At 65.7% G+C, this 26,757-nt stretch carries 24 protein-coding genes; 12 read left to right on the top strand and 12 right to left on the bottom strand.

Annotation, left to right across the window (positions count from 1 at the left end):
• On the bottom strand, window positions 1–3,213 hold the full coding sequence (locus ACR0NB_RS00225) for a reductive dehalogenase (protein WP_480774637.1): 3,213 nt from the start codon (window positions 3,211–3,213) through the stop codon (window positions 1–3).
• 75 nt (window positions 3,214–3,288) lie between these two features.
• Here ACR0NB_RS00225 and ACR0NB_RS00220 point away from each other — a divergent pair, with 75 nt between their 5' ends.
• Entirely contained in the window at window positions 3,289–4,191 is a 903-nt protein-coding gene (locus ACR0NB_RS00220) for a LysR family transcriptional regulator (RefSeq protein WP_480774636.1), read from the top strand.
• Here the strand turns inward: ACR0NB_RS00220 and ACR0NB_RS00215 are convergent.
• On the bottom strand, window positions 4,182–5,033 hold the full coding sequence (locus ACR0NB_RS00215) for a LysR substrate-binding domain-containing protein (protein WP_480774635.1): 852 nt from the start codon (window positions 5,031–5,033) through the stop codon (window positions 4,182–4,184). The two genes, ACR0NB_RS00220 and ACR0NB_RS00215, sit on opposite strands and share 10 nt — an antisense overlap.
• Before the next feature lie 104 nt (window positions 5,034–5,137).
• On the opposite strand from ACR0NB_RS00215, the gene ACR0NB_RS00210 reads away from it, so the two are divergent.
• A complete protein-coding gene (locus ACR0NB_RS00210; RefSeq protein WP_480774634.1) occupies window positions 5,138–5,842 on the top strand; it encodes an SDR family oxidoreductase in 705 nt (234 codons plus the stop codon).
• Window positions 5,843–5,846: 4 nt separating this feature from the next.
• Here the strand turns inward: ACR0NB_RS00210 and ACR0NB_RS00205 are convergent, their stop codons facing one another.
• Genes ACR0NB_RS00205 through ACR0NB_RS00190 form a run of 4 tightly spaced genes read right to left on the bottom strand, consistent with a single transcriptional unit; the run spans window position 5,847 to window position 11,569 of the window.
• Window positions 5,847–7,121 carry an NAD(P)/FAD-dependent oxidoreductase gene (locus ACR0NB_RS00205; protein WP_480774633.1) on the bottom strand — a complete coding sequence of 425 codons (1,275 nt, stop codon included), beginning with the start codon at window positions 7,119–7,121 and terminating at the stop codon, window positions 5,847–5,849.
• Between the two features lie 42 nt (window positions 7,122–7,163).
• Window positions 7,164–8,198, bottom strand: coding sequence for an ACP S-malonyltransferase (locus tag ACR0NB_RS00200; protein WP_480774632.1), 1,035 nt, complete (start codon window positions 8,196–8,198; stop codon window positions 7,164–7,166).
• Window positions 8,195–10,384 (bottom strand): dehydrogenase E1 component subunit alpha/beta, encoded by a 2,190-nt coding sequence (locus ACR0NB_RS00195; RefSeq protein WP_480774631.1) that lies wholly within the window; start codon window positions 10,382–10,384, stop codon window positions 8,195–8,197. The genes ACR0NB_RS00200 and ACR0NB_RS00195 overlap by 4 nt, the downstream gene beginning before the upstream one ends.
• An 18-nt stretch (window positions 10,385–10,402) precedes the next feature.
• A complete protein-coding gene (locus ACR0NB_RS00190) occupies window positions 10,403–11,569 on the bottom strand; it encodes a pyridoxal phosphate-dependent aminotransferase (RefSeq protein ID WP_480774630.1) in 1,167 nt (388 codons plus the stop codon).
• Window positions 11,570–11,667: 98 nt separating this feature from the next.
• On the opposite strand from ACR0NB_RS00190, the gene ACR0NB_RS00185 reads away from it, so the two are divergent.
• Window positions 11,668–12,552, top strand: a complete 885-nt coding sequence (locus ACR0NB_RS00185) for a LysR substrate-binding domain-containing protein (protein WP_480774629.1) — start codon at window positions 11,668–11,670, stop codon at window positions 12,550–12,552.
• 101 nt (window positions 12,553–12,653) lie between these two features.
• On the opposite strand, the gene ACR0NB_RS00180 is transcribed toward ACR0NB_RS00185, so the two are convergent.
• From ACR0NB_RS00180 to ACR0NB_RS00170, 3 genes are all read right to left on the bottom strand, one after another.
• Window positions 12,654–13,811 carry an acyl-CoA dehydrogenase family protein gene (locus ACR0NB_RS00180; protein ID WP_480774628.1) on the bottom strand — a complete coding sequence of 386 codons (1,158 nt, stop codon included), beginning with the start codon at window positions 13,809–13,811 and terminating at the stop codon, window positions 12,654–12,656.
• A gap of 108 nt (window positions 13,812–13,919) precedes the next feature.
• The gene (locus tag ACR0NB_RS00175) at window positions 13,920–14,711 is read right to left on the bottom strand and encodes a TIGR03084 family metal-binding protein (protein ID WP_170438398.1); all 792 of its coding nucleotides are present in this window, start codon (window positions 14,709–14,711) and stop codon (window positions 13,920–13,922) included.
• A gap of 47 nt (window positions 14,712–14,758) precedes the next feature.
• Window positions 14,759–15,322 carry a TetR/AcrR family transcriptional regulator gene (locus ACR0NB_RS00170; RefSeq protein ID WP_170529373.1) on the bottom strand — a complete coding sequence of 188 codons (564 nt, stop codon included), beginning with the start codon at window positions 15,320–15,322 and terminating at the stop codon, window positions 14,759–14,761.
• A gap of 304 nt (window positions 15,323–15,626) precedes the next feature.
• Here ACR0NB_RS00170 and ACR0NB_RS00165 point away from each other — a divergent pair, with 304 nt between their 5' ends.
• The 3 genes from ACR0NB_RS00165 to ACR0NB_RS00155 are packed head-to-tail and all read left to right on the top strand — an operon-like array spanning window position 15,627 to window position 17,015.
• Entirely contained in the window at window positions 15,627–16,091 is a 465-nt protein-coding gene (locus tag ACR0NB_RS00165) for a nuclear transport factor 2 family protein (RefSeq protein WP_480774627.1), read from the top strand.
• 13 nt (window positions 16,092–16,104) lie between these two features.
• Window positions 16,105–16,719 (top strand): pyridoxamine 5'-phosphate oxidase family protein, encoded by a 615-nt coding sequence (locus ACR0NB_RS00160; RefSeq protein ID WP_170529376.1) that lies wholly within the window; start codon window positions 16,105–16,107, stop codon window positions 16,717–16,719.
• Window positions 16,720–16,766: 47 nt separating this feature from the next.
• The gene (locus ACR0NB_RS00155; protein WP_480774626.1) at window positions 16,767–17,015 is read left to right on the top strand and encodes a hypothetical protein; all 249 of its coding nucleotides are present in this window, start codon (window positions 16,767–16,769) and stop codon (window positions 17,013–17,015) included.
• A gap of 67 nt (window positions 17,016–17,082) precedes the next feature.
• Here the strand turns inward: ACR0NB_RS00155 and ACR0NB_RS00150 are convergent, their stop codons facing one another.
• Entirely contained in the window at window positions 17,083–17,751 is a 669-nt protein-coding gene (locus ACR0NB_RS00150) for a TetR/AcrR family transcriptional regulator (RefSeq protein WP_480774625.1), read from the bottom strand.
• Window positions 17,752–17,815: 64 nt separating this feature from the next.
• Between ACR0NB_RS00150 and ACR0NB_RS00145 the strand changes: the two genes are divergently transcribed.
• From ACR0NB_RS00145 to ACR0NB_RS00120, 6 genes are all read left to right on the top strand, one after another.
• Window positions 17,816–19,132: a flavin-containing monooxygenase gene (locus ACR0NB_RS00145; protein ID WP_480728880.1), complete on the top strand. Its 1,317-nt coding sequence runs from the start codon at window positions 17,816–17,818 to the stop codon at window positions 19,130–19,132.
• A complete protein-coding gene (locus ACR0NB_RS00140) occupies window positions 19,129–20,031 on the top strand; it encodes a bile acid:sodium symporter family protein (protein ID WP_480774624.1) in 903 nt (300 codons plus the stop codon). The genes ACR0NB_RS00145 and ACR0NB_RS00140 overlap by 4 nt, the downstream gene beginning before the upstream one ends.
• Entirely contained in the window at window positions 20,028–20,960 is a 933-nt protein-coding gene (locus ACR0NB_RS00135; RefSeq protein ID WP_480774623.1) for an SDR family oxidoreductase, read from the top strand. Before ACR0NB_RS00140 ends, ACR0NB_RS00135 begins: the two co-directional genes overlap by 4 nt.
• Window positions 20,957–21,715, top strand: a complete 759-nt coding sequence (locus ACR0NB_RS00130) for an SDR family NAD(P)-dependent oxidoreductase (protein ID WP_480774622.1) — start codon at window positions 20,957–20,959, stop codon at window positions 21,713–21,715. The genes ACR0NB_RS00135 and ACR0NB_RS00130 overlap by 4 nt, the downstream gene beginning before the upstream one ends.
• Before the next feature lie 133 nt (window positions 21,716–21,848).
• Entirely contained in the window at window positions 21,849–22,721 is an 873-nt protein-coding gene (locus tag ACR0NB_RS00125) for an NAD(P)-dependent oxidoreductase (RefSeq protein WP_480774621.1), read from the top strand.
• Window positions 22,722–22,824: 103 nt separating this feature from the next.
• Window positions 22,825–25,890: an aminotransferase class III-fold pyridoxal phosphate-dependent enzyme gene (locus ACR0NB_RS00120; RefSeq protein WP_480774620.1), complete on the top strand. Its 3,066-nt coding sequence runs from the start codon at window positions 22,825–22,827 to the stop codon at window positions 25,888–25,890.
• A 43-nt stretch (window positions 25,891–25,933) separates the two neighbouring features.
• Here the strand turns inward: ACR0NB_RS00120 and ACR0NB_RS00115 are convergent, their stop codons facing one another.
• Both ACR0NB_RS00115 and hemP read right to left on the bottom strand, forming a co-directional pair.
• Window positions 25,934–26,410: a hypothetical protein gene (locus tag ACR0NB_RS00115; protein ID WP_480774619.1), complete on the bottom strand. Its 477-nt coding sequence runs from the start codon at window positions 26,408–26,410 to the stop codon at window positions 25,934–25,936.
• The gene (hemP, locus tag ACR0NB_RS00110) at window positions 26,407–26,574 is read right to left on the bottom strand and encodes a hemin uptake protein HemP (protein WP_005978533.1); all 168 of its coding nucleotides are present in this window, start codon (window positions 26,572–26,574) and stop codon (window positions 26,407–26,409) included. The genes ACR0NB_RS00115 and hemP overlap by 4 nt, the downstream gene beginning before the upstream one ends.
• Window positions 26,575–26,757 lie beyond the last annotated feature (183 nt).

The raw sequence follows: 26,757 nt of genomic DNA, 5'->3' as shown, positions 1-26,757 counted from the left end.
TCAGAGGTCGATCTCGACCACCCCGCCCGGCTCGGCCGCGCGGCTCTGGCAAAGAATCAGCGCCGATTCCCGCTGTTTGCGCGACAGGACGAAATCGCGATGCTCGACCTCGCCTGCAATCAGCCCGCATTTGCAGACGCCACAGATGCCGTCGGCGCATTTCACGTCGACATGGATGCCGGCCTCGTTCAGCACCTGCGCCGCGTCCTTGTCGGCGGGCACCTCAAGGTCACGCCCCGAGCGTGCCAGCCGCAGGGTGAACGGGTGGTTTTCATAATCGGGCTGCTCGGGCACCGAGAAATACTCCAGATGCCGGGCCTCCTCGGGCCAGCCCTGACGTTCGGCAGCCTGCATCACCGCCTCCATGTAGCGGTCCGGGCCGCATGTATAGACATGCCAGCCGTCGCGATAGCCCGCCAGGATCGTGTCCAGGTCGGCGCGGGTGCCCTCGTCCGAGACATGCAGATGCACGCGATCCGCCCAGGGCGCGGCGGCCAGATCGGCCAGATACCCGGCCTGTTCCCGAGAGGGGACGGAATAATGCAGATCGAAATCGCGGCCCAGCGCGTGCAGGCGATGCGCGAAGGCGATCATCGGGGTAATCCCAATGCCGCCGCCCATCAGCAGAGTGCGGGCGGCGGTCTCGTCCAGTTGGAAATGATTGATCGGCTTTGACACGAACACCTTGCGCCCCTCGTGAAAGATGCGATGCAGCAGGGCCGATCCGCCGCGGCCCTGATCCTCGCGCAGGACCCCGATCTGATAGGTCATGCGGTCGGCCGGGTCTCCGGACATCGAGTATTGCCGCAGGAATTCCGGCGCCACCAGCACATCCAGATGCGCGCCGGCCGTCCAATCCGGCAAGGGCGTACTATCTGGTGTGGAGAACTCGTATTTGGTGACGTCTGCCGTCATCTTCTCGACCTTCGACAGCACCAGCTGCATCACCGGCGCATCGCCCGAGATCGTGTAGCGATGCACCACCGACATGTCTCCGGCGGCCAGACGGGTCTTGTACTCCTCGGCCGTGACCATCGCCTGATAGGCGGCAATCCCGGCTTCGCGGTCCATCGCAAAGGGATAGGGCCAGGGATGCGGCGCAATGGGGGCGGGATAGACGGCCAGCGTCTGATCCTCGTATTTCAGGTCAAGATCCTTTTGCAGATCGCGCCGGTTCAGCGGGTGCGCTGTGGGCCGATAGGCGCCGTCGGGCTGCAGTTCCAGATCCCACCACCATTTCTTGGTGTCGTTCAGCCCGCCATTGCCCAGCGCATCGTCCAGTTTCGCCAGCGCGGGCGCAGCGGCGGGAATGGTCATCGCAGCCCAGCGGAAGGGGCGTTCGGCGAACAGCCCTTCCAGGTTCCAGGGGCAGGTCTTCATGCAGCGCCCGCACATCGCCCCGCCGGGCGTGGTGATCCGGTAGGTGGCGCATTTCTGGCTGTCGGATTTCCAGATCTCGTAGCCGTTGAACATCAGCTTGGGCCCGGCGGTGATCGCCCCCGAGGGGCATTCGCGAGCACATTTGTTGCAGCTTTCGCAGAACCGCTGCAGGCCAAAGTCGATGGGCTTGTCGTGGGTCATGGGCATGTCGGTGGTCACCACACCCGATTTCAGGCGCGGGCCCAGGAACGGGTTCAGAATGACCTCGCCGATGCGGCTGACCTCGCCCAGCCCCGACAGCAACAGCAGCGGCGGCTGCAGCACTTCGCCATCCATCACCGTATGCGCCTTGGCCTTGTAGCCCAGATTGCGGATCTGACGGGCCAATACCCCACCCAGCAGCGAGAACCGCAGATAGGCGCGCATCGACTGGGCGACGCTGATCCAGTCATCGCCGGATGCGCCCTCCATCGTCTCATAACCCTGGTCGATGATCATGCTAACGGCCTGATCGTGGGGCGGCACGATTTCCTCGCCGGTGGCGTCGTGGGAATACCACGCCCATTCGGGGCAGCGGCTGAGGCCCACGGCATCGACGCTCAGGAAATAGCTGGCCGCCTTGATGTTCGCCGCGTTGCGCTCGGCATCGGTGGGGCTGGCGACCTCGGCGCTGTCGCCGTCCTGCAGCAGGACGAAGGCCCCCAGCGCGCGCCGTTGGGCAAAGCTGGGCGCGGATTTTCGGACGTAGTGCCCGCCCTTCGCCGCGTCCTGCAGCGGTTTGCCCATGTCGCCGAACTGCGCCCGCGCAAACATGTCGGCGCGTTTGGGCACGCGGGGCACGTTCGCTTCGTCGATATAGGTGGTCGGGCTGTCCACGCGTTTGAGCGTCTCGAACGGGTGCGCGCCATCGACATAGCGGCGGCGGGCGAAAGGGTCGCGGTTCAGCGCGCTTTTGGCAAAACCCGCGCCCAGCCACCACGCGGGGCCTTGGGTGCGGAACCACGGCTGCCGGTCGCGCGGGTCCAGCGGTCGATCATGGGCGATTTCCAACTCGGTGGTCACGGCGGCCAGCCCGAACCGACGCCCCAGCCAGGGGGCCACGGCGGTTCCATCCTCGGCCCAGACCAACCCGGCTGCGGCGGCAAGGCGCGGCAGATCCACGTCCGAGGACATCACCGAATGCGCCCGCGCGTCATACCCCAACAAGCGGATGTAGTTGGCGATCACCACCGCGTTTTCGGTGGCCAGCAGGCAGGCGCGGTGATCCTGCGCATCCAGGATCCACTCGGCGCCGGGCTCGGCCGGATCGGGGTCGCGGTGATGTTCGTACAGGAACACGATGGCATGGAGATGGGCGGTGATCGGCCCCGGCTGGGCCGCGACGCTGTCGCGCAGGTCGGCCATGATCACGTCGATCCCCGAGGCCAGGGTCTTTGTCTGCCGGGTCTGCAGCGCATGGGCCAGCCGGTCGATATCGGGGTTGCGCCGGGGCTGGTCCAGCAGCGCCTGCGGCGGCAGAGGCCCGCAACCCATCATCGATGCATCGTTGAAATAGCCAAATGCCTTCAGGTGGTTGGCGCGCTCGACCGGATCGCCGGGCATCTCAGCCCGGGCCGGATTGACGAAGCCATCGCGGATGGTGTCCAGCATCGCCTGAAACTCGCCCATCGCGTTGACGATGCTGTCGGGCTGCTCGGGGCGGTCGAAACTCAGCACCGGCATGGGCGCTAGCGCCGACAGATCGGGCAGCGCATCCTGTCGCCGCAGCCGTTCCAGCGGAAAAGGCCCCATGTGAACGGGTCGGTTCTTGTCCGAGAAAAAGCGGATCCCCATCGCGTGCCTCCTGTTGCCAAGCTTCCCCTAGCGCGGCATGAACAGCAATACCATTCATGGCGGATCATAAACGGTATGAAGAAAATTGATTTCACGGATCTGGACGGCAAGGTCCTGCGCACCTTTCTGACGATCCTCGAGGAAAACTCAGTGTCCAAGGCCGCCGACCGCCTGGGCGTCACGCAATCGGCCATCAGCCACACGTTGGCCAAGCTGCGGCAGGTGCTGGGCGATCCGCTGTTCGTGCGGTCGGGCCAGGGGCTGCGCGCGACCGAGCGGGCGCTGGCGCTGAAAGACCCGGTGCAGAGGGTGCTGGACGGTATGCGTGCCCTGACCGACGAGCGGCCCTTTGACCCGCTGTCCGAAGAGATCACCGTCCAGATCGCCACCAACGACATGCCGCGCGAGCTGATCTTTCCGCACTTGCTGCGCGCAGCGCGGGCCGATGAGGTGCGGCTGCGGCTGGGGTTCATGCCCTCGGGCGTGCCCGACCCTGAACTGCTGCGCAGCGACCGGTGCCAGCTGATGCTGACCCCGCTGCCGCCGGACGGCCCCGACATCTTTCAAAAGCTGCTGATGAGCAGCCCGCTGATGGTGTTCTACGACGCCGAACGCCGCGACCCGCCCGCCGACTGGGCCGCCTATTGCACCTCGGACCATGTCGAGGTGCGGTTTCCCGACGGGCGCAACGCGCGGGCGGTGATGCGCGGCGTGGATCAAAGCCAGATCCGCCCGCCCACCGTGACGCTGCCGCATTTCAACGCGATCCCGGCCTTCGTGAAGGGCAGCGACCTGATCTCGACCGACACGGCGCTGATGAAACAGGGGCCTTTGGCGGCACTGGACTGTGCGCCCCTGCCCTTCGATTGTCAGCCGGTGTCGATCTACATGGTCTGGCACCAGCGGTTCGCCAACGATCCCGCCCATCGCTGGCTGCGGGGCCAGATCGCGGCGATTGCCGCCACGCTTCAGGCCTGAGCCCGCAGCCAGTCGCGCATCAGCGCCACCAGATCCGGCTGCCGTGGCTTGCGCGGGGTGACGATATGGAACCCCAGATCATCCAGCAGCACCTGCGCCAGCGGTTGCACCAACCGTCCCGCCGTCAGCTCGGCCGCGACCAGTGGCGCATTGGCCAGCGCAAAGCCCTGCCCGGCCACGGCGGCGTCGATGGCCAGGCTGGTCTGGCTGAAATTCATCATCCTCGGGCGCCCCTGAACGCCGGCGCGTTCCAGAAACAGGGGCCACAGGCCGTGTGAATCGCTCAGCATTACATGCGCCAGCAGGTCCTGCGCCGATGTCACTTGCGCGGCCAGGTCAGGGCTGCCGACGACGACGAATTCGGTGGGGAACAGCGGCTCGGCCACCAGACCGTCGCCAAATGGCGCGCGGCCCTGCCGCACCGCGATGTCCACCCCGTCCGTCTGGAAATCGGCCAGCCGCTCGCGCGCATCGACCTGCACCGAGACATCCGGGTGGTGCGCGGTGAAATCGCCCAGCCGCGGCACCAGCCATTTCGAAGCAAAGCTGGGTGTGACCGACAGGGTGATCTGACGCTGGCCGGACAGGTCTTCGACCGCCTCTTCGATCAGACGGAAAGCGCGGCGCAGGGGCGCGTGGAACCGCCGACCGGCCTCGGTCAGGCGCAGGCCGCGTGGCAGACGGTCGAACAACAGGGTGCCCAGCCGCGCCTCGAGGCCCCGGACCTGCTGCGCCACCGCCCCTTGGGTGACACCCAGTTCCTGCGCCGCCAGCCTGAAGTTCAGGTGTCGGGCCGACGCCTCGAAGGCGCGCAGGGCGTTCAGCGGAGGAAGAGCAGTCATGACGCTCACACAATAGTTTTTCTGCAGCCTTAGGGCAGAAGAACTGATTGGTCAAACGGCGGGCCACGCTTCATCTTGGCGGCAGATGGAAACGGAGAACGAAGATGACGGAAAAAGTGGCTCTGATCACCGCCGGCGGCAGCGGCATGGGCGCGGATGCGGCGCGGCGTCTGGCGGCGGACGGGTTCAAGGTTGGCATCCTGTCCTCGTCCGGCAAGGGCGAGGCGCTGGCGGCCGAGCTGGGTGGCGTAGGGGTAACCGGCTCGAACCAGTCGAATGACGACCTGCAGAGGCTGGTGGATGCGGCGATGGCCCATTGGGGGCGGATCGACGTGCTGGTAAACTCGGCCGGGCATGGCCCGCGCGCGCCGGTGCTGGAGCTGACCGACGAGGACTGGCATCAGGGGATGGAGGTCTATTTCCTGAACGCCGTGCGCCCCACAAGGCTGGTCACCCCGATCATGCAGACGCAGGGGGGCGGGTCGATCATCAACATCTCGACCTTCGCGGCGTTCGAGCCCGATCCGGTCTTTCCGACCTCGGGCGTGTTCCGGGCGGGGCTTGCGGCGTTCACCAAGCTGTTCGCCGACAGATATGCCGCCGAGAACATCCGCATGAACAACGTCCTGCCCGGCTTCATCGACAGCCTGCCGGAAAAGGAGGAGTTCAAGGCCAAGATCCCCATGGGCCGCTACGGGCGCAGCTATGACGAAATCGCCTCGGTCATCGCGTTCCTGGCCTCCGAGGGCGGCGGCTATATCACCGGGCAGAACATCCGGGTGGATGGCGGGATCACCCGCTCGTTCTGATTGGTCAGACCCTTGCCTTGACCAGATGCGTCAGCGTCGCGCCGGTCTCAAAGAAGGCGCGGCGCAGGCCTGTCCAGCTTTCGCTGTGCTCAGGCACCGGCGGCAGCGGCAGGCGGGCGGGGTCGCCCGACAGCAGGCTGTCGGCCATCATGCGACCGAACACCGTGCCCGGCCCGATCCCGCGCCCGGAATAGCCATGCGCCGACAGCGCGTTTGGCCCGATCTGCACCAGCTTCGGGATATGGTCCGAGGTCATGGCGATGCGCCCATGCCAGCCGTCCTTCAGCGGTTGGCCGGCCAGCGCGGGAAAGATCTGCGCCAGTTTCCGCGTGATCCAGCCGCGATGGGTGAAACTGCCCGCGTGGCCCAGATCACCCATCGCCCCAATCACCAGCCGCCCGGCCTGATCCATGCGGAACGAGGTCATGATCAGCCCGGTATCCCAGCACCCCTCGCCCCCCGGCAGCAGGGTGGCGCGGATCTCCTCGGGCAGCGGATCGGTGGCGTATTGAAAGTAATAGACCGGCACATAGTCCTGTCGGGTGTCGGGCAGCCCCGCGTGATAGGCGTTGGTGGCTTGGATCAGCGCCTTGGCGCGCACAGAACCCAGCGGTGTGTCCAGATGCCAGACATCGCCATCATGGCGCAGGGTCTGCACCGGGCTGTTGGCGTGGATCGCGGCCCCGGCCTGCCGCGCGGCGCGGGCGAGGCCCTGCACATAGGCCAGAGGCTGGATCGTCCCGGCGCGCGGGTCGAAGATGGCGCCGTGAAAGGCCTCGCTGCCGGTGCGGCGGGCGGTTTCCTGCGCCGACAGCAGTTCGACCGGCGCGCCGTCGGCTGACAACTGTTGGCGGCGGGTTTGGAGGTCGCGCAGGCCCTTGGGCGAATGGGCCAGATGCAGGGTTCCGGCCTGCACCGGCTCGCAATCGATGGCGTGGTCACGGATCAGGCGGAACACTTCGGCCGGGGCCTGCGCCAGCAGGGCGATCAGCCGGTCACCGGCCTCGCGGCCCAGATGGGCGCGGATCTCGGCCGGGGGCAGCCACAGCCCGGCATTGGCCAGCCCGACATTGCGGCCCGACCCGCCATGGCCGATCTGGTGCGCCTCGAGCAGACAGACCGACGCCCCCGCCTGCGCTGCGTGCAGCGCCGCCGAACAGCCCGTGTAACCGCCGCCGATCACGGCAAGGTCCACCGTGGCAGACCCGGCCAGGGGCGGGGCGTCCACCCGCTCGCGGCTGGTCTTGGTCCAGAGGCTGATTTCCGGGTCTGTGGTCATGGGCGGGATGTCCTTGAATGCGCGCGCAGATTTCCCGAGGGCTCAGCCGATGGCAAGAGGTCTTTGATCCTCGCGCCCCAAAGCGATCAGGAACGGGTCCTGCGCCTGCAGGGCCTGAAAGCTCTGCTTGTCGGACATGCCGCGCCAGTTGGCCAGCACCAGCGATTGCGCCACCGCGCCGCCTAATGTCGCGCCAGGGCCGGTGACGATGAACAGATCGGGTGCGAATTCACGGGCGGCGGTCTGCACCGCGCGGGTGAAATCGTAGGGCTCGGTCACCTGATGGCCCAGCGTGTAATCCCACAGCGCGCCCGTGTCGGTTGCCCCCGGCCACCAGATCTTGCCGCGCCCGTCGATCATCGGCAGGTCGGGCTGGGTGAACAGCGTGGCGGGCAGTTGTCGGCGACCCTCCTGCGCCACGGGGGCCTGCAGGCGCGTGTGAAAGGCCGCGTGATTGGCCAGCCGCATCGGGAACCGTTGCTGCACCACGGGCTGCGCGGCCTCGAACGCCTTGAGCCCGGCCTCATTGCCGGCCAGAACCAGCATCCCGCCCAGGTCGATCGACAGGGCGAGGTCATGTTCCGGCAGAGAGTCGATGCGCGCCACCTCGGCCAAGAGCTCGGCCTTTCGGGCCGGGTCGTCGCGCCAGTCGTCACCGGTGAAGGGATAGACCAGTTGCCCGCCGATCAGGTGGGTCTGCATCAGCGCGCCCATGGTGTTGACCACCCGGAACCCGTTTTCCGGCGACAGCGCGCCAGCAGCGGCCAGCGCGATATACCAGCCCATCGAATTGCCGGTGACAGCCACGACCTCGATATCCTCGGCCAGCGCCTGCGCATCGGCCAGCGCCGCGGCGTAGATCAGCGGCGAGGCCACGTCGCCGCGCGAATATTTGCTGACCGAGAATCGCTGCGCGCCGTCCAGCGCGGTCACCGCCTCCTGGCCCGTCTCGGCGCGGATGGCGTCGAATTCGCGGAACAGTTCCATGCGGTTCGAATGGTGACGGTGCAGATAGCCCAGCTCGGGCTTGTTGTAGGTGCCCCGGCCGGGGCAGATCAGGACGGCGGTGCGGGTCATTTTGCGGCTCCGGTCAGGGTCAGGGCGGCGGCCACGATGCCATCCTTCGAGGGCAGCGGCGCGGCATAGGCGGGGCCGGTGGCGATGAAGCAATCCTCGGCCACCACGCGGGCGGTGGGCAAGTCGGTCTGTTCGGCAAAGAGCGTCATCAGGGCCTCGGACTGGCTGCCGGTGCGGCGGCATTCATCGACGATCAGGACGTGTTTGCAGCCCCTGGTGGCCTCCAGCAGCGCCTGTTCCGGCAGCGGCGCCAGCCAGCGCATGTCGATGATGCGGGTCTTGAGGCCCGCCGCTGCCAGTTCGGGCAGCGCCTGTTTCGACAGGTAATGGCCGTTGCCGTAAGTCACGATCGCCAGATCGGTGCCATCGCCATGCACGCCCACCTCGCCCAGCGCGATCCGTTCACCGGGCACGGGGTAACGGGTCATCCACGCGCCGTCCTGCCCCTCGTGCAGGTCGCGCATCGGGTAGAGCCCTATGGGTTCCAGGAACACCACCACCCGCTGCTCCTCGCGCGCAAGCCGCACGCATTCGCGCAGCATCCGCGCCGCATCCGCCCCAGTCGAGGGGCAGGCGATGATGACGCCCGGAATATCGCGCAGCACGGCCAGCGAGTTGTCGTTGTGGAAATGCCCGCCAAAGCCCTTCTGGTATCCCAGCCCAGCAATCCGCACGACCATCGGGTTGGTGAACTGCCCGTTCGAGAAGAAGGGCAGCGTGGCAGCCTCGCCCCGGATCTGGTCCTCGGCATTGTGCAGATAGGCCAAGAACTGGATCTCGGGGATCGGGACAAAGCCGTTGTGGGCCATGCCGATGGCGAGGCCGAGGATGGACTGTTCATCCAGCAGCGTGTCGATCACCCGGTCGGGGCCGAAGCGCGCCTGCAGCTTCTGCGTCACGCCATAGACGCCGCCCTTGCGGCCCACATCCTCGCCCATGCAGACGATCTCGCCATGTTCCAGCATCAGGTCGGTCAGCGCCCAGTTGATCAGGCGGGCCATCGGCTGCGGGTCGTCCATCGCGCGCAGGTCGCTGCCAAATGCGGCGGCGCGGGCCTCGGCGCGGGGGCCGTTGGTGGGCTTGCAGGGGCGTTTCGGCGGGATCAGGCTGGCCGCGACCTCGGCGGCGGTGGCCAGATGCGGGCGGGTGGCGGCCTGCGCCGCGATGCGGTCGGTGCGGGCGCAAGTCTGCTCATAGATCTTCAGCGCCTGATCGGGCGGCAGCGCCCCGGCCTGATCCAGCAGGCGCACCGAATGCAGCAGCGGGTCGTTGGCCTCGTCGGCCTCGACCTCGGCGCGGCTGAGATAGGTGGTGGGCACATCCGCCCCCGCATGGCCATACAGCCGGACGGTCTTCAGGTGCAGGAAGGCCGGTTTGCGCCGGGTGCGGACGTATTCGGCCGCCTGCTGCGCCACCGCGAAGGTCTCATAGATGTCCAACCCGTTGGCTTGAAAATACCTGATGCCCGGGCGGTGCTCCATCGACGCCCGAATCCAGCCCTTGGGTGTCTTGACCGAGATGCCGATGCCGTTGTCCTCGCACACGAACAAGAGCGGCAGCGGGATCGATTGCACGCTGGTCCAGCCGGCGGTGTTGATCGCCCCCTGTGCGGTGGAGTGGTTGGCCGAAGCGTCGCCAAAGGAACACATGGCTATGCCGTCCTCGGGCAGTTGCCGGTGTTCGGGATCGTGCCGCCGCGCCGCGCCCAGGCTATAGGCCGCGCCCACCGCCTTGGGAAGGTGGCTGGCGATGGTCGAGGTCTGCGGCGGGATCATCAGCGCCTTGGAGCCTAGCACCTTGTGCCGCCCGCCCGAGGTCGGGTCCTCTTTGGAGCAGGCAAAGCTCAGCAGCATGTCCCAGGCGATCTGCTGGCCGGGCACCTGCTCGGCCCGGGCGATCTGAAAGGCGGCGTCGCGATAGTGCAGAAAGGCGATGTCGGTCGGGCGCAGGGCATGGGCCACGGCGGCCATGCCTTCGTGCCCTGACGAGCCGATGGTATAGAACCCCTGCCCCGCCTTCTGCATCGCCCGGCTGGTGCGGTCCAGGGCGCGGCTGAGCACCTGCGAGCGGAACAGCGACACCGCCTCGGGCGCAGTCAGGCCCGGGCGCGGCGGCGCGCCTGCGGGCAGATCGCGGTTGGCGACGCGGGTCAGGAAGTTTTCGTGAACGATCTGGGCGCGATCCATCTGGGTTCCCCGGTCAGGTCAGAGTTGGGCCGTGGCGTCGGTGATCCGCCGCAGGCCTTGGGTCAGGCTATCGGTGTCATAGGCAAAGGAAAGCCGAAAATGCCCCGGCATTCCGAAGGCCCGCCCCGGCACCACCGCAACGCCCGCCTGATCCAGCAGATGTTGGCAGAACTCGGGGTCCGAGGGCATCGCAGCGGGATTCTGCGGAAAAACGTAGAAGGCGCCGTCGGGCACCGCGCAGTTCAAACTGGCGGCGTTCAGGCCACCCACGACCAGATCGCGGCGCGCACGCATCGCCTCGCGGCGTTCGGCCAACAGGTCCTGCGGGCCGGTCAGCGCGGCCAGCGCCGCCGCCTGCGCAATGGAACAGGCGCCCGAGGTGATCTGCCCCTGCACCGCCGCCATCGCCTTGATCAGCGGCGCGGGGCCGATGCCCCAGCCGATGCGCCAGCCGGTCATCGAATAGGCCTTGGACACGCCATTCACCGTCAGCGTGCGGTCTGCCAGCGCCGGAACCGCCTGGGTAAAGGGCGTGAAGGGCACATAGGCGAGGTGCTGATAGATCTCGTCCGAGATCACCCAGACCTGAGGATGCCGCTCCAACACCGCGCCCAGCGCCTGCAATTCGGCCTCGGTGTAAACCGCCCCGGTCGGGTTCGACGGCGTGTTCAACAGCAGCCAGCGGGTGCGCGGGGTGATCGCCGCCTCCAGCTGTTCTGGGGTCAGCTTGAAGCCCTGTTCGCGCGGACAATCCAGCACGACCGGCACACCGCCCGCCAGTTTCACCATGTCGGCATAGCTGGTCCAGAAAGGCGCGGTGGTGATGACCTCATCGCCCGAATCGAGCGTCGCGAGGAACGCGCCGGCCAGCACCTGCTTGGCCCCGGTCGAGACGATGACCTGCGCCGGCTCGACCCCGGCCTGTTCCGCGATGGCGGCACGCAGGGCCGGCGTTCCGGCGGTGGCGGGGTATCGGGTCTGCCCTTCCAGCGCCGCCTTGTGCGCGGCCTCGACCACATGCGGCGGCGTGAGAAAGTCGGGCTCGCCGGTGCTGAGCGCAATCACGTCCACACCCTGCGCCCGCAGCTGCGCGGCCCGTTCCGAGATTTGGACGATCTCGGACAATTCGATCCCGTCGAGTCTCCCTGCCCGCCGAAATCCGCTCGAACTGTTCTGAATGGTCATACTCGCCCCGCTGCACTTTTCTTCCGCTGCGCCTTTTTGCTATTGGATTGGGGGATCCACCAGTGATATTCCCTCCACAAGCCATGAGGAAAAGTCATATGCTGGTGCCGCGTCGATTTCTGCCGTCCATTTCTTCCCTTTTGGCGCTCGAAGCCGTCGACCGCTTGGGCAGCGCCTCAGCAGCTGCCGATGAACTCTCGTTGACCCAAAGCGCGGTCAGTCGCCAGTTGAAGGCCGTCGAAGAACAGCTGGGCGTCGCACTGATCCAGCGCGACCAAATGCGCCTGCAGCTCACACCTGCTGGCAAGGAATACGTGGAAACTGCCCGAGCGGCGCTGCAGCAACTGGCGCAGGCCTCACTGAAGCTGAAGGCCAACCCCTCCGGCGGCTCTTTGCAACTGTCGATCCTGCCCGCCTTCGGTATGCACTGGCTGGCGCCACGGCTTCAGGATTTCGCGAAACGCCACCCCGAAGTGACGATGAACCTCAGCACACGGCTCAAGCCATTCGACTTCGGCACCGAACCCTTCGACGCGGCCATCCATTTCGGCCAGCGGGACTGGACCGGGGTGAACTATCTGCCGATCATGTGCGAAGAGGTGCTGCCGGTCTGCGCCCCAGCCTTGCTGCCAGCCGAAGCCCCGAATGCTGAATGGCTGGCCGACGCACCACTGCTGCATCTGGATACCCGGCCCGATGCGTGGGAACGCTGGTTCGCCGCGCAAGGCACCCCTGTCGAGGGCGTTCGAGGCATGCTGTTCGACCAGTTTTCGACCATGATCCAGGCTACGATCCATGGGTTGGGCGTAGCACTGCTGCCCAGCTACCTGATTTCAGCCGAGCTCGAGGCCGGCCGGTTGGTTCCGGCCTGTGCAGCTCCGCCGGTCAGCCTGGGCGACTACTATCTTGTCTGGCCGCAAAATCGCACGGAACCGGCCCCTCTTGTCTCGTTCCGCGCATGGTTGCAGGGGCAGCTGCCTTAGCCGATCCGCCTCCGCCGCGGCCGAGCATCGCTCGGGCGCGGCCGGGCCCAACCGGAGGAGGCGGCCCGCAAGGGCCGTTGACGACGGGCGGGAGCGCCCGGTCAGACGTCGATCGAGCGGGCGATGAGTTCCTTCATCACCTCGTTGGTGCCGCCATAGATCATCTGCACCCGCGCATCCGCGTAAAGCCGCGCGATCGGGTATTCCATCATGAATCCATAGCCGCCGAACAGCTGCAGGCATTCGTGCATGATCTCGTTTTGCACCTCGGAGCCCCAGTATTTCACCATCGAGGCCGTGGCCGCGTCTAGCTGACCGGCCTCCAGCTTGCCGATGCAGTCATTGACGAAGCTGCGCAGCACCTCGGCCCTGGTCTTGCATTCCGCCAGCTTGAAGCGAGTGTTCTGGAAGTCCATCACCCGCTGGCCGAACGCCTTGCGCTCTTGAGTGTATTTGACCGTCTCGGCGATGGCGAAGTCGATCGCGCCCAGCGCCATGATGCCGATGGTCAGACGTTCCCACGGCAGTTGCTTCATCAGCTGATAGAAACCCTGACCTTCTTCGGAACCCAGCAGGTTGGTCATCGGCACCTTCACGTCCTCGAAGAACAGCTCGGCGGTGTCATTGGCTTTCATGCCCAGTTTCTTTAGGTTGCGCCCCCGGCGGAAGCCCTCGGCCCCTTCGGTCTCGACCGCGATCAGAGATACGCCCTTGGAACCCAGCGACTTGTCTGTCTTGGCAGCCACGATGACCAGGTCGGCGGTCTGGCCGTTGGTGATGAAGATCTTGGACCCGTTCATCCGGTAGGAATTGCCATCCTTTTCGGCTGTGGTGCGGATCGCCTGCACGTCCGAACCGGTACCCGGTTCGGTCATGGCCAGCGCGCCGACCATCTCGCCCGAGGCCAGTTTGGGCAGCCATTTGCTCTTTTGATCCTCGCTGCCATAGGCGGTGATGTAGTGGGTCACGATCGACTGGATGCCATAGCCCCAGCCCGCATCCCCGCGCGAGGTCTGCTCATAGATCGTGACCGCATCAAAACCCATGCCGCCGCCGACGCCACCGAATTCCTCGGGGATGGCCCCGGCCATCAGCCCGGTTTCCCCGGCCTTCCGCCAGAAGTCACGGTCGACCACGCCTTGCTCGGCCCAGGCCTCGATGTTGGGCACCAGTTCATCATCCATGAACCGCCCGGCCATTTCGGCAAACATGCGGTGTTCGTCAGTGACCCAGGAAGCGGTCGAGGTAAAAAGCGACATGATTGGTTCTCCGGAATTCTGTTGGCGAAAAGGGTAGCTTTTGCCGCCGATTCCGCCAATCCGGGTGACGCCGCGTCGGTTTGCGCTGCTACGCAACGTCCTTTGGCGTCAATGCCCTACGCGATGCCGGGCACCGGGCGGCGGCGGCGTTTCCGGGGCGCCGGCGAAACACTGGGCGATGGCCATCCACTCCTGCGCGACCGGCCCCTGCACCGACAGGCCGGTATCCGCCACGTTTCGGGTCTGGGTCACTACGCGGGCAAAATCGACGGCAGGCCCTTCGATCAGGTCGGCGCCGGGCGCGCCGAATTCCCACAGCGCCCCCGACGGCGCGATCAGGCGCAGATAGGGTGCCACCGGTGGCACCGGGCGGCCATGTACCGTGTAGGTCCAACCAAAGGTGTTCACCCCCAGCACGACGATGTTGCGGATCCGGTCGGTCTCGGGCCGGGTCAGGCCAAGAATGTCGAATACCTCCTGCCCATGCGCCCAGCTCTCCATCTGCCGGGCGGTCATCGAGGACCGCACCGACATGTCCGGCCCCACCCATTTGACCCGCGACTTGGGGTCCAGCCCCGACCAGTCGCGGCCCATTCGGCTGCATAGATCAGACCATGCGGCGCGCAGATCATGTCCTCGTTCGGTGATTGCAGCGTTTTCCGTCGCGCGAAATCCCTCGGCCTGGATACGCGGCATCACCTGCTGCACCCGGGCTTGGAACGCATCCGGGTCGCGTTGTGACAGGTCGGCCATTTGGTTCCAGAAATGCAGGTGCACCAACACGTCGTCGATCGTCCAGTCTTTGAACTGGGTCACGATCTGCCAGTCCGCGGCACCCAGCCCCGTCAGTGCGTCATCAAGAACCTGACATTCTTCCAGAAAATCCGAAGCCTGCTGCATATACCCCCCTTTTACCTGCTTCAGGGAATAAAGCGGGTTTTCATGGGTCAAGCCAGCGCGTTTTTCAGCAAGACGGCAGCCGCCTCCTTGGCGTCGCGCGCGGGATCGCCGTTGCGAAGCAGCACGGCGGTGACGATCGCGCCCTCTTTCAGCAGCAGCAGCTGGCAGGCCAGCTTGTCCGGGTCCCGCGCGCCAGCCTTGCGACACAGGTCGCTGAAATATTCCAGCAGCAGGCGCTTGTGCTCGCCCGCCTGCACATGGATCGGGTGGTCGGGATCCTGATATTCGGCCCCCGCCTTGATGAACATGCAGCCGCGGTAATTGTCCTCGCGGAACCATTCGCCCAGCGCATCGAACGCGGCCAGCAGTTGATCGGCGGGGGTGTCGGCCAGTTCCTCGATCCGGCGCACGAACCAGTTGCGGAAATTCTCGTCTCGCAGGCGCAGCACCGCCAGGATCAGTTCCTCCTTGGTGCGAAAATGCTTGTACATCGAGGTCTTGGACACGCCGGTTTCGACCACCAGCCGGTCCATTCCGGTGGCGTGAAACCCGTCGCGGTAAAACACCTGCAGTGCTTTGCGGACCAGCTCGTCCCGTTTGTTCGGACGCATGATTCGGCTCCCTCATGTACAGATCAGTACATAATGCCTTTGCCGCGCAGGCGCAATTCACACCGATGAAGACACTGTTTTTAGGTCTTATTTTCCATGACGAAGGCCAGAACGAAAAACTTTTTTTGACCCAAGGGTTGAAAAAATTAACCGATCTGTACACCTTATCAGCACAGTTTACTGATCTGTACACCCAAAGGATTTGACCGATGCGACGCCGCGCCAGCCCATTTCCCGCAAGCTATGTTCCCTTCCTTCTGACCGTGGCCCTACTGGCTGCCACCCTCGCCTGAAGGCCCTGACCATGCCGCGCCCTCCCCTGCCCCCGTTCACGACGCAGACCGCCATCGAAAAGGTTCGCAAGGCCGAAGACGCCTGGAACAGCCGCAACCCCGACATCGTGACCCCGGCCTATTCCGAGGACAGCCAGTGGCGGAACCGGTCCGAGTTCCTGACCGGCCACGCCCAGATCCACGCCTTTCTGACCCGCAAATGGCGCACGGAACTGGACTATCGCCTGATCAAGGAGCTGTGGGCCTGTGACGGGAACCGCATCGCGGTGCGCTATGCCTATGAGTGGCATGACGACAGCGGCCAGTGGTTCCGCTCCTACGGTAACGAGAACTGGGAGTTCGCCGCCGATGGCCGGATGGCTCAGCGACATACGTCCTTGAACGATCTGCCGATCACCGACGCCCAGCGCCTGTTTCACTGGCCCTTGGGGCCACGGCCCGCCGACCATCCCGGCCTGTCCGATCTGAACCTGTGAAAGGAGGCACCCCATGCCCCGCGCCTTTTCCGAACTGACCTTCACTCCCGCCGTCCGCGTCCATCAAGAGCGGATGGGGTCCGCCGCCTCCTACGCCAAGTTCATCGACGGCGGCCCGCAGCAGGGTCACCTGATCGGCCCCACCGAGCAGGCCTTCATCGAGGCGCGCGACGGGTTCTATCAATCCACCGTGTCCGAGACCGGATGGCCCTATGTCCAGTATCGCGGCGGCCCGGCGGGGTTTCTGAAGGTGCTGGACGACCGGACCATCGGCTATGCCGATTTCACGGGCAACAAACAGTATATCTCGCGCGGGAATCTGGACGGCAATGACCGGATCGCGCTGATCCTTATGGACTATGCCAACCAGCGCAGGCTCAAGATCCTGGGCCGCGTGGACTTTCGCGAAGGGGCCGAGGCCGCGCGCGACCTTTTCCCTGACGCGGCCGAGGCCGAACGCGCGGCGATCATCCATGTCGCGGCGCTGGACTGGAACTGCCCGCGCCACATCACCCCTCGCTTCACCGAGGCCGAGCTGCGCCCGCATCTGAACGCGCTTGGCCGCCAATTGGCCCAGCTGCAGGCCGAGAACGACCAACTGAAGCAGGCCGTGGCCCGAAAGGCCTGAGCCACCCCCAAGACCCCGAACCCGTCAGCAACAGGAGTATCAATGCCATGCTACGCGCGATTACCAACACCCTCGCCACCCTGACCGCCGGATCGGTCTTTGCCGTCTCGGTCGTGACCGTCGGCTTCTACCTCTCGCCCGAGGCCGTGCGCGCCGCCGAGCCCGACCCGTTCCAGACCCAGTTCCGCGCCCAGACCATCGACGGGATGCAGGCCGCCTATCCCGGATTTGCCCCCTACACAGAATCCAAGGCGCAACCAAAGCCCGAGTCTTCACCCAAGCTGCCGACAAACTGACAATTGAGGTCCGAGATTTTGAATCCCTGCGCGTCTCGGGACCCCCCGCGCTATCGACTGAGCCGGGTCAGGGCCGAGCGTGGCCCGAGTGCACCATTGCCTCGATCCCCGCGGCGCAGAATTCGACCAATTGGTCGATCCCGGACAGATCGCCCCCCTGTGACAGCGCCTGCACCCGCCAGGCGCTGTTGAGATGCGCCAGCATCGCCGAGACCGAATAGACCTGGCCAGTGGCCAAAAGCGCCAGGTCGGCCTGCGGATACACTGCGGCGATCTCACGGATGAACAGCTGAGCAGTTGGGTCGAAACACTCGGCCGCAATATGGCGCCAGCGCGGATCGACCGACACATGCGCCACCAGCCGCCCGTAGGCCATCCAGCCCGGGCCGCCGGATTCGGCAAGACTGACATAGGGGCGGATGAAACAGTCCAAAATACCTCGCAGGGTCAGCGGGCCTTGCGCACGCTGATCCTCCAGCGCCTGCATCCGGATCCGGGCAAGCTCGTCGGCTCGGCGTGCGACGGTCTGGAAGAACAGCTCTTCCTTGCCGCCGCCATGGTGGTGGACCAGACCCACCTGCACCCCGGCGCGCGCGGCGATGTCGCGGACCGAGGCGCCCTCGAATCCCCGTTCGGCAAACAACGCCTCGGCCGCGTCCAGAATCCGCGCCTTGGTTTCCAGCGACCGGGCCGACGGCGCCCTTTGCCTTTGTTTTTCAATGTATTTCGCGCTCATGTTTTTCATCTTGCCTTATTTTGGACGATCGTTCAAGTTAAGCGCCACGAGCAGGGGAGGGTTCATGACACAGGCGCGCAAGGCATATGCCTTGATCGGCGCAGGTCCGATGGGGCTGGCGGCGGCCAAGGTGCTGAAGGAACAGGGCATCCCGTTCCAGGGATTCGAGCTGCATTCCGATGTGGGCGGGCTGTGGGATATCGATGCGCCACGGTCGACCATGTACGAATCCGCGCATCTGATCTCATCCAAGTCGATGACCGAATTTGCCGATTTCCCGATGGGCGACGACGTGGCCGAATACCCGTCGCACCGGCAGATGCGCGACTATTTCCGGGCCTTTGCCGATCATTTCGGACTGCGCGATCACTACGGGTTCAACACCGAAGTGATCGACGCATCGCCCTTGGGCGCGCCGGGCGATGGTTGGCGGCTGACCTGGCGGGACGATCAGGGCACGCATAGCGGTGAGTTTGCCGGGGTGCTGATCGCGAACGGCACCCTGTCGGAACCTAACATGCCCGATTTTCCCGGCCGGTTCGACGGCGAGCTGATCCACGCCTCGCAGTACCGCTATCCCAGCCAGTTCGACGGCAAGCGGGTGCTGGTCGTGGGCGCGGGCAATTCCGGGTGTGACATTGCGGTCGACGCCATCCATCACGCCGCGCAGTGCGACCTGTCGATGCGGCGCGGATACTATTTCGTGCCGAAATACGTCTTTGGCAAACCCGCCGACACGCTGGGCGGGATGATCCGCCTGCCCATGTGGCTGAAGCGTCGGATCGACGGAATGATCCTGCGCTGGTTCGTGGGCGACCCGCAGAAATACGGCTTTCCCAAGCCCGACTACAAACTGTACGAAAGCCACCCGGTGGTGAATTCGCTGGTCCTGTACCACGCGGGCCACGGCGACCTGCGCATTCGCCCCGACATCGACCGGATCGAGGGCCGCACCGTTCACTTCAAGGACGGCAGCGCCAGCGACTATGACATGATTCTGGCCGCGACCGGCTACAAGCTGCATTACCCGTTCATCGACCCCAACCTGCTGAACTGGCAGGGCGATGCGCCGCATCTGTACTTGAACGCCATGCATCCCGAACGCGACGATCTGTTTGTGCTGGGCATGATCGAGGCCACCGGGCTGGGCTGGCAAGGACGCCACGAGCAGGCCGAAATGGTGGCGCGCTATATCAAGGGTCTTCAGTCCGGCTGCCCCGTGGCCGCGGCGCTGAAGGCGGAAAAACAAAAAGACTATCAGCGCGCCACCGGAGGCATGCAGTACCTGAACCTGCCCCGCATGGCCTATTACGTGGACAAGGCGACCTATCGCAAGGCGGTGACGGATTGGATCGCGCGGTTCCGGAAAGCCCGCGCATGACCGGCATCGACGAGATCACGCTGAATTTCAGCCCCGGTTCGCTGACTCTGCTGAACGCGATTCTGGCGATCGTGATGTTCTCGATCGCCATCGACCTGTCACCACGCGACTTCGACCGGCTGCGGCGCGCGCCCAAGCCAGTGGTGGTGGGGCTGGCCTCGCAATTCCTGGTGCTGCCGGCGCTGACCTTCCTGCTGGTCTTGCTGACCGAGCCGCGCCCCTCGATCGCCTTGGGGCTGATCCTGGTGGCGGCCTGCCCGGGGGGCAATATCTCGAATTTCATCACCCATCGGGCGGGCGGAAACGCGGCGCTTTCGGTGTCGATGACCGCCTTCGCCACCATCGGGGCCATCGTGATGACCCCGTTCAACATCGCGCTGTGGGGCGGGCTGTACCCGCCGACCCGCGCCATTCTGCAGCAGACCCAGATCGACCCGATGCAGATCGCCATCATCGTCGGGCTGATGCTGATCCTGCCGCTGGTTCTGGGGGTGACTTTGAACCAGAAGCGCCCCGCCCTGACGACGCGGCTGCGCGGGCCGCTGCAGATCCTGTCCATGGCCATTTTCGTGGCTTTCATCGTGCTCGCCCTGGCGGCCAACTGGAGTTTCTTCTTGGGCTACGCCGGGGCGGTCGCCGGGCTTGTGATCGCTCACAACGCCCTGGCACTGGGGGGCGGTTGGGTTGTGGCCACTCTGACCCGGCTGTCCCCCTTTGACCGGCGTGCAGTCACGATCGAGACCGGTATCCAGAATTCGGGCCTTGGACTGGTGCTGATCTTCGCCTTTTTCAACGGCTTGGGCGGCATGGCCGTGGTGGCCGCCTTCTGGGGGATCTGGCATGCCATCTCGGGGCTGGCGCTGGCGCAGCTGATGGCTCGGACCAAGGCCGCCCGATGACCCGCATTCTGATCACCGGCGCCGCGGGGCTGGTCGGCCGCGCCCTGTTGGACGAGCTGAGCGACCACGAGGTGTTTGCCACCGACCTGCGCCGCCCGGACACGCTGCCGGAAGAGGTTCCGTTTCTGCGCATGGATGTCACCACGGGCGACTTGGCACGGGTGATCGCCAAGGTGAAGCCCGAGGTGATCGTGCACCTGGCCTCGATCGTCACGCCGCCGCCGGGCATGTCACGGGCCGAGGCCCATGCGGTGGATGTGGGCGGCACGCGCAAGGTGGTCGATGCCGCGCTGGCCCATGGCGTACGGCGGCTGGTCGTCACCTCGTCGGGAGCGGCCTATGGCTATCACGCGGACAACCCGGTGCCGCTGCGCGAAACCGATCCGGTGCGCGGCAACCCCGAGTTTCCCTATTCCGACCACAAGCGGCAGGTCGAGGAATTGCTGGCCGAGGCCCGAAGCGCCGCGCCGCAGCTGGAGCAGGTGGTGCTGCGGGTGGGCACGGTGCTGGGCGACGGCACCGACAACCAGATCACCGCCCTGTTCCGCAAACCCCGCCTGCTGGCGGTGGCGGGCAGCGACAGCCCCTTCGTGTTCATCTGGACCCGCGATCTGGCCCGCATCCTGAAACGCGCGGCCACCGACGGGCCGCCGGGGGTGTACAACGTGGCCGGGGACGGCGCGCTGAGCGTCGAAGATCTGGCCCGCGCGCTGAACAAACCCGTGCTGCGCCTGCCGCCCTGGGCGCTGAGGACGGCGCTGGCCGTGGCCCGCCCTCTGCGCCTGTCGCGCTATGGACCTGAACAGGTGCGGTTCTTGCAATACCGACCGGTTTTGGACAATACGGCGCTGAAGACCGTGTTCGGCTATGTCCCGCAGAAGACCAGCGCCGAGGTGTTCGACCTTTGGAAAAGGAGTGTGGGCCTATGAAAACCGCAGTGATCTCGGGCGGGGCCGGCGGGCTGGGTCAGGCGCTCTCGGCCGCGCTGCAAGAGCGTGGATGGCGCGTGGTCCTGCTGGATCTGAAGGTGGATGGGGTGCAGGACACCGCTACGCAGATTGCGATTGCCTGTGACCTGACCGATCCGGCGCAACTGGCGCGCGCCGTGAACGATACGCTTGCGCATTGCGACAGCATCGATCTGGTCATCTACAACGCCGGGATCACCCAGATCTGCGGGTTCGATCAGTCCGACGACGCCAGCCATCGCAAGGTGTTCGAGATCAACTATTTCGCGGCCGTCTCGATGGCACGCGCCTTTCTGCCCGCGCTGCGCCAGTCGCGCGGGGCGCATCTGGCGATCTCGTCGGTGGCGGGGTTTGCGCCCTTGTATCACCGCACGGCCTATGCGGCCTCGAAACACGCGCTGGAAGGTTTCTTCAAATCGCTGCGGTCCGAAGAACGGCCCCATGGCGTGCGGGTGCATATCGCGGCGCCCTCATTCGTGGCGACCAACCCGGGCCGGGCCGAGCGGCAGCCCGACGGCACCGCACGCCCCGGATCGGCCAGCGACGGCATGGACGAGATGACCCCCGAGGCGGCCGCCCGCGTGATCCTGCAAGGGCTGGATCGCGGGCGGCCCGTCATCCCGGTGGGCCGGGTGGCGCGGCTGGCCTGGTGGCTGAACCGGCTGGCCCCAGGCCTGTACCAGCGCCTGATGGAGCGCAATATCAGCGGCGCGTGACGCACGACCAATATTTGCGCCTTGTCTCCCGGTGCGGGGTTGCCCTTTGGGCGCGGCTTTGCTTTGTCTCTGGCAAGCATACCGGCCAGTGGGCGTTTTCTGCCTTGGACCGGTCACAGGGAGGATCTCGAAAATGGCGAAAGTTACATTCCTTGGCCTGGGCGTCATGGGCTATCCGATGGCCGGGCATCTGCAGGCGGCCGGGCATGAGGTGACCGTCTACAACCGCACTGCGGCCAAGGCGGAGAAATGGGTGTCGCAGCATGGTGGCCAGATGGCGACCACGCCGCGCGGTGCCGCCGAAGGGGCCGAGTTCGTGATGGCCTGCGTCGGCAACGACAACGATCTGCGCATGGTCTGCACCGGCGAGGACGGCGCGTTCGACGGCATGGCGGAAGGCGCGGTTTTCGTTGACCACACCACCGTTTCCGCCAAGGTCACGCGCGAGCTGTACGCGGCGGCCAAGGCGCGCGGGATTTCTTTTGTCGATGCGCCGATCTCGGGCGGTCAGGCCGGGGCCGAGAATGGGGTTCTGTCGATCATGTGCGGCGGCGACCAGGCCGCCTATGACCGGGCCGAGCCGGTGATGCAGGTCTATGCCAAGATCTGCCGCCGCATCGGAGACAGCGGCGCGGGCCAGATGACCAAGATGTGCAACCAGATCGCCATCGCAGGGCTGGTGCAGGGCCTGAGCGAAGCGCTGCACTTCGCCGAGAAGGCCGGGCTGGACGGGCGCGCGGTGGTCGAGGTGATCAGCCAGGGGGCCGCCGGCAGCTGGCAGATGTCGAACCGTTACGAGACCATGCTGGACGACCATTTCGACCACGGCTTTGCTGTGGACTGGATGCGCAAGGACCTTGGCATCTGCCTGGACACGGCGGACGAGACCGGGGCCTCGCTGCCGGTGACCGCGCTGGTCGATCAGTTCTACAAGGATGTGCAGAAGATGGGCGGCGCCCGCTGGGACACCTCGTCACTGATCAAACGCCTGCGGGCATTGGGATAAAACGGGGGGCCGTCTGCCCCCCATCGCGCCGCGGCGCGATTCCTCTCGAGGATATTTTTGGCCAGATGAAAAGGGCTCCGGCGCGCACGGGGCGGAAGTTCGAATGAATGATGTCAGTGCATTTTGGGCGGCCGCGCTGCGGCAGGTCTGGGGGATGGACGCCCGGCTCTCGCGGCTGGATGGCGAGTATGACCTGAATTTCCTGGTGCAGGCCACCAATGGGCAGGACTACGTTCTGAAGGTCATGCGGGTCGGGTGTGACCCGCAATTGGTGGATCTGCAGATCAAGGCGTTGGAGCATATCGCAGCCGAGGCCCCCGGGCTGCCGTTTCCCAAGGTGATCCCCGGGCTGGACGGCGGTTTTCTGCCGCAGATCGACGACGACGCGGGACGGCCGCGGCTGGCGTGGCTGTTGGAGCGGCTGCCGGGCCGCTGCTATGCCAAGACGGCGCCGAAATCCGAGGACCTGATCCTGAAACTGGGCCGGGTCTTGGGAGCAACCGATCGGGCGCTGGAGCGGTTTTCGCATCCCGGCCTGGAGCGGCCGGAGTTCAAATGGGACCTGACCCAGGCCGGCTGGATCGCTGATAAGCTGGATGCGGTTGCCGACCTGGATCGCGCGGCCCTTCTGCGCGAGATCTGTGCGCAGTTCGATGCCGTCTCGGGCATGCTGGCCGAGCTGCCCCGGCAGGCCATCCACAATGACGTGAATGACTACAACATCCTGGTCGAAGGAGAGCTGTCGGAGCGCCGGCATGTTTCGGGCCTGATCGACCTGGGCGACATGTGCGCCGCACCGCGGGTGTGCGAACTGGCGATCGCCGGGGCATATGTGGTGCTGGACCACACGCGCCCCGAACGGGCGCTGGCCGCGCTGGTGCGGGGCTATCACGCCGCAAACCGGCTGCGCCTGCAGGAAGTGGACCTGATCTGGCCCCTGCTGCGGATGCGGCTGGCCGTGTCGGTCGTAAACTCCACGCTGATGGCCGCCGAAAACCCGGACGACCCGTATGTGACCATCAGCCAGGCACCGGCCTGGCGGTTTCTCGAGGATGGTTCCGTCAATGGCGAACTGATGTCGGCGCGGCTGCGGGCGGTCTGCGGGCTGCCCGTCACCGACGGGGCCGAGCGCATTCACGCGTACCTGTCCGAACATCGTGGTCAGTTTGCGCAGCTGTTGGGACAAGATCTGTCGGACGTTCCGATGGGTTCGCTGTCGGTCGAAAACTCGACCTGGCCGCAGAACCCGTTTCACATGCCGCTGGACGAGGCCGCGCGGGTGGGCGCGGAATTCGGCGACGGGTTGTGGCTGGGCTATTACAACGAACCGCGCCTGATCTATGCCGAGCCGACGTTCCGCAAGGGTCCGTGGAAGGCGTCGGACCGGCGCACGGTGCATCTGGCGGTGGATGTGTTCGCGCCGGCGGGGACGCCTTTGCTGGCGCCGCTGAGCGGGCGGGTCGAGGCGGTCGAGAACCGGGCGAACCATCTGGACTATGGCGGCGTGGTGATCCTGCATCACGAAACCCCCGAGGGTGACTCGTTCTATACGCTGTACGGGCATCTGGACCCCGAGGTCTGTGACCGGCTGAAACCCGGCGATCCGGTGGCGCAGGGGGCGGCGTTCGCCCGGCTGGGCGATGCTGGCCAGAACGGCGGCTGGGCGCCGCATGTGCATTTCCAGCTGGCCCTGACCACGACCGGCATGCAGGCCGACTGGCCAGGCGTCGCCGACCCGAACGAGCTGGACCTGTGGCACGCGGTCTGCCCGAACCCGGCGGCCCTGCTGAACCTGCCGGACGAGAAAGTCTTTTATCGCCCGACCGACAAGGCCGAGATCCTGAACAAACGGCGGGCGCATTTCGGCGGCAACCTGAGCCTGACATATGACGACCCGGTGATGCTGGTGCGCGGCTGGAAGCATCACCTGTTTGACGAATGGGGGCGGCCCTATCTTGACGCCTACAACAACGTGCCGCATGTGGGGCACGCGCATCCGCGCATTCAGGCCGTGGCGGCGGATCAGTTGAAGCGGATGAATTCGAACACCCGCTATCTGCATCCCGCGCAGGTGGAATTTGCCGACAAGCTGCTGTCGAAGCTGCCCGACCACCTGCAGGTGTGCTTCTTCGTCAATTCGGGCACCGAGGCCAACGAGCTGGCCCTGCGTCTGGCGCGGGCGCATAGCGGGGCCAAGGGCATGGTGACGCCCGATCACGGCTATCACGGCAACACCAATGCGGCGGTGGCCATTTCGGCCTACAAGTTCAACAAGCCCGGCGGCGTGGGTCAGGCCGATTGGGTCGAACTGGTCGAGGTGGCCGACGATTATCGCGGCCGGTTCAAACGCGACGACCCCGACCGCGCGCGCAAATATGCCGACCTTGTGGACGACGCGATTGCCGCCCTTCAGCGCAAAGGGCACGGGGTGGCCGGCTTCATCGCCGAGACCTTCCCCTCGGTCGGGGGTCAGATCATCCCGCCAAAGGGCTATCTGCCAGCGGTCTATGAAAAGATCCGCGCCGCCGGTGGCGTCTGCATCGCAGACGAGGTGCAGACGGGCCTGGGCCGGCTGGGCGAGTACTACTTCGGATTCGAACACCGGGGCGCGTCGCCCGATATCGTGGTTCTGGGCAAGCCCATCGGCAACGGCCACCCTCTGGGCGTGCTGGTCACAACGCGCGAGATCGCCGACAGTTTCGACAACGGGATCGAGTTCTTCTCGACCTTCGGCGGCTCGACCCTGTCTTGCCGGATCGGCAAAGAGGTGCTGGACATCGTCGATGACGAGGGCCTGCAGGAGAATGCCCGCGTGATGGGCGCACGGCTGATGGATGGTCTGCGCGCGATCGAGGCCGAGTTCGCCTGCGTGGGTGATGTGCGGGGCATGGGCCTGTTTCTTGGGGTCGAGCTGATCAACCCTGACGGGTCGGAAGGCACCGAGATCTGCCGATACGTCAAGAACCGCATGCGCGACCACCGCATTCTGATCGGCAGCGAGGGGCCGAAGGACAACATCCTGAAGATCCGCCCGCCTCTGACGATCGAGGCCGAGGATGTGGACATGATCCTGTGGGCGCTGCAGTCTGTGTTGGCCGAGGTGGGCGACTTTGCCCCTGCCCCGGTGTGCGACCACAGCCATCACCATGACGGGTGCGGCTGCTGCTGAGATACGCCCCGGCCGGATTCGGCCAGGGCAGTTAACCGAGCTGTCAGTGCAGCACGGCCGAGGGGGTCTGATGGCCGGTGGACGGCAGTGGGATGGCGCTGGTCATGCGCCGCAGGGCCAGCCCGAACTCTTCGGACAGTGACGCCAGTGCGGGCGCGAAATCGGGGCGTACGATCAAGGCGGCCAGCATTATCGCATCCTCGCGCGACCCTTCCGAGGCCGCCGCGATCATCTGCGCGAAACAGCTTTCGTCCGCGCCCAGACAGGCACAGCCCAGCCCGTGCCGGATCAAGGGGCGGCGGGCGTGATGGGCGCACAGGCTACACAGACGATCCAGCGCCAGCATGGCCAGTTGCCCATGATCGGCGCCCAGCGCGATGTCGAAATCATGCGCCGCGTCGGCACGGCCGGCGGCACCGTCACTCCACATCCGCAGATACAAGACGGCACCGGCCTCGATCGGAGTCAGATCGGCCAGCCGCCCGACCGGGGCGCCGCCCCGGGTCGATGCGCCGCTCATTTTGTCAGGATCAATTTACCCGCGCGGGTGATGCGCAGGGTATACAGCTGGTCGCCCAGTTCAATATGGGCCAGGTTGCCGCCCTGCGTCAGGTCCTCGGCCTTGTGGGCCGGCAGCATCGAAACGGCATAGGCTTGGGTCGGATTCGGGTTCTGCGCGTTCATCGGGTCATCTCCGGTTGTGTTCAGGCAAAGCGCCTTTTCCGTTCAACTTTCATGGATCTGGCTGGCCCGGAACCGGGTTGGCTGCGTGTCTTCATGCTTAATCTGATAAAAATACTAAGGTATGTCAAGTGCCGGTTTCCTGCTATTCGCACACCGAACCATTGCGCCCTTGCGGCGGGTCCG

Source organism: Ruegeria sp. CG3 (assembly GCF_056537205.1).
The sequence above is the reverse complement of the archived record's forward strand: the minus strand, read 5'-3'. Positions and strand labels throughout refer to the sequence as shown.

Excerpts from the sequence above, each read along its gene's own strand:
- ACR0NB_RS00225 (WP_480774637.1), bottom strand. The coding sequence starts at position 3,213 with ATGGGGATCCGCTTTTTCTCGGACAAGAACCGACCCGTTCACATGGGG.
- ACR0NB_RS00220 (WP_480774636.1), top strand. The coding sequence starts at position 3,289 with ATGAAGAAAATTGATTTCACGGATCTGGACGGCAAGGTCCTGCGCACC.
- ACR0NB_RS00215 (WP_480774635.1), bottom strand. The coding sequence starts at position 5,033 with ATGACTGCTCTTCCTCCGCTGAACGCCCTGCGCGCCTTCGAGGCGTCG.
- ACR0NB_RS00210 (WP_480774634.1), top strand. The coding sequence starts at position 5,138 with ATGACGGAAAAAGTGGCTCTGATCACCGCCGGCGGCAGCGGCATGGGC.
- ACR0NB_RS00205 (WP_480774633.1), bottom strand. The coding sequence starts at position 7,121 with ATGACCACAGACCCGGAAATCAGCCTCTGGACCAAGACCAGCCGCGAG.
- ACR0NB_RS00200 (WP_480774632.1), bottom strand. The coding sequence starts at position 8,198 with ATGACCCGCACCGCCGTCCTGATCTGCCCCGGCCGGGGCACCTACAAC.
- ACR0NB_RS00195 (WP_480774631.1), bottom strand. The coding sequence starts at position 10,384 with ATGGATCGCGCCCAGATCGTTCACGAAAACTTCCTGACCCGCGTCGCC.
- ACR0NB_RS00190 (WP_480774630.1), bottom strand. The coding sequence starts at position 11,569 with ATGACCATTCAGAACAGTTCGAGCGGATTTCGGCGGGCAGGGAGACTC.
- ACR0NB_RS00185 (WP_480774629.1), top strand. The coding sequence starts at position 11,668 with ATGCTGGTGCCGCGTCGATTTCTGCCGTCCATTTCTTCCCTTTTGGCG.
- ACR0NB_RS00180 (WP_480774628.1), bottom strand. The coding sequence starts at position 13,811 with ATGTCGCTTTTTACCTCGACCGCTTCCTGGGTCACTGACGAACACCGC.
- ACR0NB_RS00175 (WP_170438398.1), bottom strand. The coding sequence starts at position 14,711 with ATGCAGCAGGCTTCGGATTTTCTGGAAGAATGTCAGGTTCTTGATGAC.
- ACR0NB_RS00170 (WP_170529373.1), bottom strand. The coding sequence starts at position 15,322 with ATGCGTCCGAACAAACGGGACGAGCTGGTCCGCAAAGCACTGCAGGTG.
- ACR0NB_RS00165 (WP_480774627.1), top strand. The coding sequence starts at position 15,627 with ATGCCGCGCCCTCCCCTGCCCCCGTTCACGACGCAGACCGCCATCGAA.
- ACR0NB_RS00160 (WP_170529376.1), top strand. The coding sequence starts at position 16,105 with ATGCCCCGCGCCTTTTCCGAACTGACCTTCACTCCCGCCGTCCGCGTC.
- ACR0NB_RS00155 (WP_480774626.1), top strand. The coding sequence starts at position 16,767 with ATGCTACGCGCGATTACCAACACCCTCGCCACCCTGACCGCCGGATCG.
- ACR0NB_RS00150 (WP_480774625.1), bottom strand. The coding sequence starts at position 17,751 with ATGAGCGCGAAATACATTGAAAAACAAAGGCAAAGGGCGCCGTCGGCC.
- ACR0NB_RS00145 (WP_480728880.1), top strand. The coding sequence starts at position 17,816 with ATGACACAGGCGCGCAAGGCATATGCCTTGATCGGCGCAGGTCCGATG.
- ACR0NB_RS00140 (WP_480774624.1), top strand. The coding sequence starts at position 19,129 with ATGACCGGCATCGACGAGATCACGCTGAATTTCAGCCCCGGTTCGCTG.
- ACR0NB_RS00135 (WP_480774623.1), top strand. The coding sequence starts at position 20,028 with ATGACCCGCATTCTGATCACCGGCGCCGCGGGGCTGGTCGGCCGCGCC.
- ACR0NB_RS00130 (WP_480774622.1), top strand. The coding sequence starts at position 20,957 with ATGAAAACCGCAGTGATCTCGGGCGGGGCCGGCGGGCTGGGTCAGGCG.
- ACR0NB_RS00125 (WP_480774621.1), top strand. The coding sequence starts at position 21,849 with ATGGCGAAAGTTACATTCCTTGGCCTGGGCGTCATGGGCTATCCGATG.
- ACR0NB_RS00120 (WP_480774620.1), top strand. The coding sequence starts at position 22,825 with ATGAATGATGTCAGTGCATTTTGGGCGGCCGCGCTGCGGCAGGTCTGG.
- ACR0NB_RS00115 (WP_480774619.1), bottom strand. The coding sequence starts at position 26,410 with ATGAGCGGCGCATCGACCCGGGGCGGCGCCCCGGTCGGGCGGCTGGCC.
- hemP (WP_005978533.1), bottom strand. The coding sequence starts at position 26,574 with ATGAACGCGCAGAACCCGAATCCGACCCAAGCCTATGCCGTTTCGATG.